This is a genomic window from Salinicola sp. (assembly GCF_982684285.1).
This window is the reverse complement of record NZ_CEXLVS010000087.1, coordinates 1-7,882: the sequence shown is the minus strand read 5'-3', so window position 1 is coordinate 7,882 and position 7,882 is coordinate 1. Positions and strand designations below refer to the sequence as shown.

The following is a 7,882-nucleotide window of genomic DNA, read 5'->3' as shown; positions in this document are numbered from 1 at the left end:
CGCTGCTCTACGTGCATCCGGCGCTGGTCGAACAGGCGCTGATCAACGTGATCGAGAACGCCGCGCGGTTTTCCCCGCCGGGCGGGCGGCTGCGCATCACCGGCGACAGGGAGGGCGACCGGATCGTGATCCACGTCAGCGATCAGGGCCCGGGCATCCCGGAGGCGCTGCGCGAGCGTATCTTCGACATGTTCTTCAGCGGCGGCGAGGGCGACCGCGGCCCCCAGGGCAGTGGCCTGGGCCTCGCCATCTGCCGCGGCATGATCGGTGCCCACGGCGGCGAGATCAGCGCCGGTCCGGCGGATTGGGGCGAGGGCACCGACATCCGCATTGCCCTGCCGATCTGGGAGCCGGCGGCTAGCGAGACGTCGTCGGGAGAGAGCCCTCAGCCTGAAAAGCGCCTTCAGCCGGAAAAGAGCCCTCAGCCGAAAGAGAGCCATCATCAGCCTGAAGATAACCACTAGCCGGAAGAACCCCAAGGAACGGCAATGAGCGAGTCCACCAGCGTCCAGCGCGGGCCGCGCATCCTGTTGATCGAGGATGAGCGCCAGATCCGGCGCTTCATGCGCATCAGCCTGACCTCCCAGGGGTTCGAGGTGATCGAGACCGAAGACGGTAACGCCGGCATCGCGGCGTTCAACCGTCAGCGCCCGGATCTGGTACTGCTCGACCTGGGGTTGCCCGATCTCGACGGCATGGAAGTGCTCGATGCGCTGCGCGCCCAGAGCGAGGTGCCTGTGCTGGTGGTGTCGGTGCGGGCCAGCGAGGCGGAGAAGGTCGCCGCGCTGGATGCCGGCGCCAACGACTACATCACCAAGCCGTTCGGCATCCAGGAGCTGCTGGCCCGGGTGCGGGCCGCGCTGCGCACCACGGCGCCCGGCACCCCCGGTGAAGGCATCGAGCTCGGCGACGTGGCCATCGATCTGGCCAGCCGTCGGGTCACCCGCCACGGCGAGACCGTTCATCTCACCCCACGGGAATTCAGCGTGCTGGCCTACCTGGCGCGCCAGCCCGACCGGGTCATCACCCAGCATCAACTGCTGGCGGACATCTGGGGACCGGTCCACGTTCACGATACGCACTACCTGCGCATCGTCGTCAGCCGCCTCCGGCAGAAGCTCGGCGACGATCCCGACGATCCGCATCTGATCCAGACCGAGGCCGGTATCGGCTATCGCCTGCTCTCCCGCTGACTGAAGTGCTCGCCGGCACTCGCTCTCCCTTGACGGCAAGAGAGAAATCAGTTTTGATTCGCATCTATTATCTTTCGAATCGAAACTTTAAAACCGGATTTCGAAATTTATTGCCATGCCCAAACGCGATACCGCCCAGCGCCGCCACGCCATCCTGGCCTACGTCAACGAACACGGAGAGACCCCGGTCGAGACACTGGCGAGCCGCTTCGCGATCTCCGAAGTCACCATCCGCAAGGATCTCAATACGCTCGAGCGCAGCGGCCTGCTGCTGCGGCGCTACGGCGGCGCGGCGCCACTGCCCCAGGAGATGCTCGCCGAACCGGCGCAGGTACTCTCGCCCTACAAGCAGGCCATCGCCCGGGCGGCTCGGGCGCGGATCCGCGAGCACAACCGGATCATCGTCGACAGCGGCACCACCACCGCGGCGCTGATCGGCGAGCTGGGCGGCCTGCGCGGGCTGGTGGTGATGACCAATTCGCTGGCCGTGGCCGGGGCGCTGCGCGAGCTGGAATCGGAACCGGCACTGCTGATGACCGGCGGCACCTGGGATCCGCACTCGGAATCCTTCCAGGGCCAGGTCGCCGAGCAGGTGCTGCGGGCCTACGACTTCGATCAACTTTTCGTCGGTGCCGACGGTATCGACCTCGAACGCGGCACCACCACCTACAACGAGCTGTTCGGCCTCACCCGAGTAATGGCCGAGGTCGCCCGCGAGGTGGTGGTGATGGTGGAGGCCGACAAGATCGGCCGCCGCATCCCCAATCTGGAACTGCCCTGGGCGCGCATCGACACGCTGGTCACCGACTGGCGACTCGACGATGCCACGGCGGCTGCCATCGAACGCCACGACGTGGCGCTGGTGGTCGCCGAATCGCCCACGGGCCAGTAAGACGGACAACGAACTCTGTAAAGGTATCGACTATGTGTGGAATCGTCGCCGCGCTGGCCGCGCGTAACGTGCAGGGCATTTTGCTGGAGGGGCTGAAGCGACTCGAATATCGCGGCTACGACAGCGCCGGCATGGCGGTGTTGAACGCCGCTGGCGAGCTGGCTCGCCAGCGCGCCAAGGGCAAGGTCGCCGCCCTCGAGGAGAAGCTCGCCGAGCGTGCCCTGAGCGGCGCCATCGGTATTGCCCACACCCGCTGGGCGACCCACGGCAAGCCTTCCGAAGTGAACGCTCACCCGCACCTGGCGCGGGAGCGCCTGGCGATCGTCCACAACGGCATCATCGAGAACTACGAGCCGCTCAAGCGCGAGCTGGAAGCCGAGGGCGTGACGTTCGAATCGGAGACCGACACCGAGGTCGTCGCCCACCTGATCGACCGCGCCTTTCGCCATCAGCACGGCGCCAATCCGGACGGTGGCGAGACCGGCGACCTGCTGGCGGCGGTGCAGACCACCCTCGACCGTATCGACGGCGCCTACGCGCTGGCGGTGATGCACTCAGACGCCCCGCGCGAGATCGTCGGCGCCCGCAAGGGCAGCCCGCTGGTGGTCGGCGTCGGCATCGACGAAAACTTCCTGGCCTCCGATGCGCTGGCGCTTCTGCAGGTCACCGACCGCTTCATCTATCTGCAGGAGGGCGACGTGGTCCGCCTGTCCGATGCCCACGGCATCGAGATTTTCGCCGCCGACGGCCAGCCGGTCGAACGCCCGGTGCACACCTTCGAGCACGGTGACGGCGCCGCCAGCCGCGGCGAGTATCGTCATTTCATGCTCAAGGAGATTCACGAGCAGCCGACGGTGATCGCCGCCACGCTGGAAGGCCGGTTGAGCGGTTCCCACGTGCTCGAGAGCAGCTTCGGTGTCGGCGCCAGGGCGCTGTTCGAGCGGGTCAAGCAGGTGCATATCGTCGCCTGCGGCACCAGCTACCACGCTGGCATGGTGGCACGCTACTGGCTCGAGAAGCTCGCCGGCCTGCCAACCACGGTCGAAGTCGCCTCCGAGTATCGCTACCGCGAAGTCGTCGTGCCGGAAAACACCCTGTTCGTCACGCTCTCCCAGTCCGGCGAGACCGCCGATACCCTGGCGGCGCTGCGCTATGCCAAGAGCCGTGACAAAACATCGGGTTATCTGGGGACGCTGGCGATCTGCAACGTGCCCGGCAGCTCGCTGACGCGGGAATCCGATCTGGCGCTGATGACCCAGGCCGGCCCGGAGATCGGCGTCGCCTCCACCAAGGCATTCACCACCCAGCTCGTCGCCCTGATGCTGCTGACGCTCTCGCTACGCAAGAGTCGCGGCGATGAGCGGGAAACGACGCTGGTGCAGGCGCTACGCGGCCTGCCGACGGTGCTCGACGGCGCGCTGGCCATGGACGGACCGATCGCCGAACTGTCGGAAGCCTTCGCCGAGAAGCACCATGCGCTGTTCCTGGGGCGCGGCACCCAGTTCCCGATCGCCCTGGAAGGCGCGCTCAAGTTGAAGGAGATCTCCTACATCCACGCCGAGGCGTACCCGGCGGGCGAGCTCAAGCACGGCCCGCTGGCGCTGGTCGACGCCGACATGCCGGTGGTCGCCGTCGCCCCCAACGACGAGCTGCTGGAGAAGCTGAAATCCAACCTGCAGGAGGTGCGCGCCCGGGGCGGCGAGCTGTTCGTGTTCGCCGACGAAGGCGTGGCGCTGACCGCCGCCGACAACCTGCGCGTGCTCCACGTACCGGCTGTGGATGAATTGCTCGCGCCCATCGTCTACACCCTGCCGCTGCAGCTGCTCTCCTACCACGTCGCCGTGCTCAAGGGCACCGACGTCGACCAGCCGCGCAACCTGGCCAAAAGTGTGACCGTGGAGTAGCGCGTCACGGTGGCGTGCCGGAATAGGCGATGCATCTCCATCTCAGCTACCCGCATAGGATCGCATCGTCTGCTGGTTCCAGGTCTCGAAGTGGTCGAACATGGCCTGGCGGGCCAGGTCGGGGTCCCTCGCCTTGATCGCCGCGACGATGGCGATATGGGTTTCGTTGGTCTTCTTCAGCGACTGGGGGGATTGGCGCGCGAGCACGCGGCGATGGTGGAGCACTTTCTTGAGCACCGACGAGAGTCCCTGGAAGATGATCAGAATGGCGGGGTTGCCGGCCATGATCGCCAGCCGTTCGTGGAACTCGTAGTCGGCCTGGATGCCGTCGTTGATATCGGTGGTGGTGACGATGCGCTCGCAGCGCCGCTCCAGGTTCTCCAGCTCCTGGGGGGTGTGATGCGTCGCCGCGGCCTGGATGATCTCGCGCTCGAACATCTCCCGCGCCGTTTCCATGTGATCGACGGAGATGTAGTTCAACTTCAGGGCCAGTTCGAAGTAGAGCTGGATGAAGACGGGTTCGGGCATTTTGAGGAACGTGCCCGAACCCTGCCGGCGTTCGATGAATCCCAGGCTCTGGAGCACCGACAGCAGGTTCCTGACCGATGAGCGATGCATCGAGAATCGCTCGCACAGCGTTCTTTCCGGTGGCAGTTTCAGACGCCCATCGCGGGATAGTTCCGATACCGAAACGAAGTCGTGCAATTTGGCCAGGAGGCCGGAGTCAATCTCGCTCATGGGCGTTCCAGTCGCTGCCGTCGGTCGAAAGAGGTCGGCGGCAGCTTAGCATGTCAGTGAATGTGCATACCGCCGTTCACGTCGATCGTGGCGCCGGTGATGTAGCTCGACAGCTCGCTGGCCAGGAACAGGAATGCATTGGCGACATCGTCGGGCAGGCCGAGCCGTTTGAGCGGAATCCCCTCGAGGATCGGGACCTTCATCTCCTCGGTCAACTTGCCGGCGGTGATGTCGGTATCGATCAGCCCGGGCGTCACCGAATTGACACGGATGCCAAAGGGCCCCAGCTCACGGGCCATCGCCTTGCCCATACCCAGCATGCCTGCCTTGGCGGCACTGTAGTGGGGCCCGCCGAAAATGCCGCCGCCGCGTTGGGCGGAAACCGAGGAGGTGTTGGCGATCGAGCCGCCGCCCGCCGCTTTCATGTGCGGCACCACGGCCTGGGACATGTACAGCATACCGCGCAGGTTGACGTCGAGGATGCGGTCGTAGCCCTCGGGGTCGATCTCCTCGAACTTCACCGGCTGGGTGATACCGGCGTTGTTGATGAGTACATCGATCTTGCCGAACTGCTCGAGCGCACGCTCGACCACATCGCGGCATTCGTCGCGACGGGTGACATTGGCCACCACCACCAGGCAGCGGGCGGGGTCGAACGCCTGGCGTACCGCATCGCAGGCCGATTCGTCGATATCGGAGATGACGATGTTCGCCCCGTGTTCGTAGAACAGGCGAGCGGTCTTCAAACCGATGCCACGGGCACCGGCGGCGCCAGTGATGAGGCAGACCTTGTTGTCGAGAAGCATGAGGGTATCTCCAGGCATCATTGAAGGTTGTCGAGCCATTCGAGGGAACGGCCGAGTTTTTCCTCGATCAGATCGAGAGGCAGTGGATTGTTGTCCCGCCAGGGTTGCGCCTGGCGGTCCCGATGGAGCCGGAAGGGAAGTTCCAGCGAGAACGGCCGCTCGGCGGCCACGAGGGCGCGAAGCACGCGAGCCTCGTCGATATCGCTGTCGCCGAGTTCGGTGAAGTCGTACCCGGCAGCCGTGCGACGGCAGGGCTTGATATGGAAGTGATCCGCCAGCGGCAGGGCCTGCTCGATGTCCGACTCGGGATGGCGGTCCGGCCGGTGCGAGAGCAGGTTGCCGCAGTCGTAGTTGATGCCGAAGGTATCGTCATCGAGGGTGGCCATCAGCGCCGGGATGTCGCCGGCGTGATCGAGCATGTTGGGTTCGCCGTTACCGGGGTTCTCGAGCAGGATGCGAACGCCATGGTGGCGCGCGATATGGCCGATCCGTTCGGCGTGGGCGAGAAATCGCGCCCGGTTGCCGAGGGTCGCGGCATTGGTGATGACGAACTTGGCGCCGAGTGCCGCGGCGAATCGGCAGCGCGCTTCGAGTCGCTCCGGGGCGTTGTCGAGGCCGAGATCGATATGGCCGGAGAAGTAGCGGCAGTGCTGCTCGAGACCGCGCATCTCGCGACATAGATCGTCGGCCAGCGCCAGGGTCAGATCGGCATCGGTGAACGCCTCCACGTAACCGTCGATGAAGGCGAATTCGACGAGTCGCACGCCGCAACGGGCCAGGGAAGCCAGAATGTGGTCGAAGTCGTAGCCGTCGTAGGCCGCCGTGCTGACGGAAAACGAGAGTGGGTTCATGCCTGGCCGCCTCCGTCGGGGTCGCAGCCGTTGAGCCGGCGATAGGTGCGGATCAACTGGCTGTCGTCCAGGCGGCCTTCGCCACCCTCGGCCGTGGCCACGAAGAGCTGATGCGCGCTGTGGGCGAGAGGCGTATAGGCCCGCGACGAACCGGCGGCGTCGCAGACGATGCCCAGGTCCTTGCAGAAGATGTCGATGGCGCTGGTGACGTCTCCCGGCGGCGCGACCATTCGCGGGCCACGGTCGCGCAGCATCCAGCTCGAGGCCGCCGAGCCCTGGACCAGCTGTAGCGCGACCTGCCGATCGATGCCGCTCTTCTCGGCCAGCGCCAGCGCTTCCGCCGCCGCCGCGATATGCACCCCGCACAGCAGCTGATTGACCGCCTTCATGGCCGCGCCCTGCCCGGGGCGATCGCCGACCTCGAAGATCGCCTGGCCGAGGATGTCGAACAGCGCACGACAGCGCGCGAGCGATGGCGCATCGCCGGCGGCCATGATGCTGAGCGTGCCGGCTTTTGCCCCCACGACCCCGCCCGACACCGGGGCGTCCACGTAGTGAAGATCCGGCCGCGCTGCCGCGACCTCGGCGGCCAGCGCTGCGGCATCGGCCGGCGCGACGGTGGACATCTGCACGATGCAGGCGTCCGCGGGCAGACGTGATACCAGCCCGCCGGCGACGAGGGCATCCGAGAACAGCAGCGAGCGAATCTGCTCGGCGTTGACCACCATGATCACCAGCGCCTCGACGCTTTCGATGCCGTCGTCTCGGCCGGACGCCTGGCGGTGAAAGGCGTCGGCGCGCTCGCTCAGTGCATCCAGACCGAGTACGTCGAGCCCGGCCTGGACGAGGTTTTCGGCCATGGGCCAGCCCATGGCGCCCAATCCTGCAACAGCGACTCTCTTCATCTTGGTTCCTCAGTAAAGGATCAGTGCGGGCACGTACGAGACGAGCAGCAGCACGGCGATCGCGACGAGATAGAACGGGATGAGTTCGCGCACGACGGCGCCGATGCGCTCCCGCGCGATGGCCGAGGCGACGAACAGGGTGGTGCCGATGGGGGGCGTGAACAGTCCGATGCTCAGGTTCACGCACATGATGATGCCGAGCTGGACCAGGTCCAGGCCGATGGCGTTGGCGATGGAGACCAGGGTCGGCCCCAGCAGCAGGATCGCCGCCGGCAGATCGAGGAACATGCCGATGAACAGCAGCAGCAGGTTGATCGCCAGAATGACCAGGATCGGGTTGCCGAGGGTGCCCACCGCCCACTGGGCGACCGCCTGGGGAACACCACCGCTGGTGAGGATATAGGCGATGATATTGGCGGCGGCGATGATCAGCATGACCATGCCTGTCGTCACCACCGTGCCCGAGAGTGCGGCCACCACGCGGGCGATCGTCAGGTCACGGTAGATCAGTGCGCTGACCACCAGCGCGTAGGCCACGGCGATGATGCTGACCTCCGTGGGCGTGGCGATACCGGTGCGCAGCAGCACCAGAA

Annotated in this window: 9 protein-coding genes; 4 read left to right on the top strand and 5 right to left on the bottom strand. The window is 66.0% G+C overall.

Annotation, left to right across the window (positions count from 1 at the left end; all coding sequences use genetic code 11):
* The 4 genes from AC3AYF_RS09525 to glmS form a co-directional block, all read left to right on the top strand.
* Positions 1-464 (top strand): sensor histidine kinase (locus tag AC3AYF_RS09525; protein ID WP_487779671.1); only part of this gene is annotated, 464 nt, incomplete at its 5' end.
* A 24-nt stretch (positions 465-488) separates the two neighbouring features.
* The gene (locus AC3AYF_RS09520; RefSeq protein WP_295038522.1) at positions 489-1,193 is read left to right on the top strand and encodes a response regulator; all 705 of its coding nucleotides are present in this window, start codon (positions 489-491) and stop codon (positions 1,191-1,193) included.
* Between the two features lie 115 nt (positions 1,194-1,308).
* The gene (locus AC3AYF_RS09515; protein ID WP_295038520.1) at positions 1,309-2,085 is read left to right on the top strand and encodes a DeoR/GlpR family DNA-binding transcription regulator; all 777 of its coding nucleotides are present in this window, start codon (positions 1,309-1,311) and stop codon (positions 2,083-2,085) included.
* 32 nt (positions 2,086-2,117) lie between these two features.
* Complete coding sequence (gene glmS, locus AC3AYF_RS09510) at positions 2,118-3,989, top strand: glutamine--fructose-6-phosphate transaminase (isomerizing) (RefSeq protein WP_295038518.1); 1,872 nt, start codon at positions 2,118-2,120, stop codon at positions 3,987-3,989.
* A 42-nt stretch (positions 3,990-4,031) separates the two neighbouring features.
* Here the strand turns inward: glmS and AC3AYF_RS09505 are convergent, their stop codons facing one another.
* The 5 genes from AC3AYF_RS09505 to AC3AYF_RS09485 form a co-directional block, all read right to left on the bottom strand.
* Entirely contained in the window at positions 4,032-4,727 is a 696-nt protein-coding gene (locus AC3AYF_RS09505; RefSeq protein ID WP_487779670.1) for a FadR/GntR family transcriptional regulator, read from the bottom strand.
* 53 nt (positions 4,728-4,780) lie between these two features.
* Positions 4,781-5,533 (bottom strand): SDR family NAD(P)-dependent oxidoreductase, encoded by a 753-nt coding sequence (locus AC3AYF_RS09500; protein ID WP_295038515.1) that lies wholly within the window; start codon positions 5,531-5,533, stop codon positions 4,781-4,783.
* A 17-nt stretch (positions 5,534-5,550) separates the two neighbouring features.
* Positions 5,551-6,384 (bottom strand): sugar phosphate isomerase/epimerase family protein, encoded by an 834-nt coding sequence (locus AC3AYF_RS09495; protein ID WP_295038513.1) that lies wholly within the window; start codon positions 6,382-6,384, stop codon positions 5,551-5,553.
* A complete protein-coding gene (locus tag AC3AYF_RS09490) occupies positions 6,381-7,289 on the bottom strand; it encodes an NAD(P)-dependent oxidoreductase (RefSeq protein WP_295038511.1) in 909 nt (302 codons plus the stop codon). The genes AC3AYF_RS09495 and AC3AYF_RS09490 overlap by 4 nt, the downstream gene beginning before the upstream one ends.
* Before the next feature lie 9 nt (positions 7,290-7,298).
* Positions 7,299-7,882, bottom strand: a 584-nt coding sequence (locus AC3AYF_RS09485; protein WP_295038509.1) for a TRAP transporter large permease subunit, incomplete at its 5' end; no start/stop codon positions are given.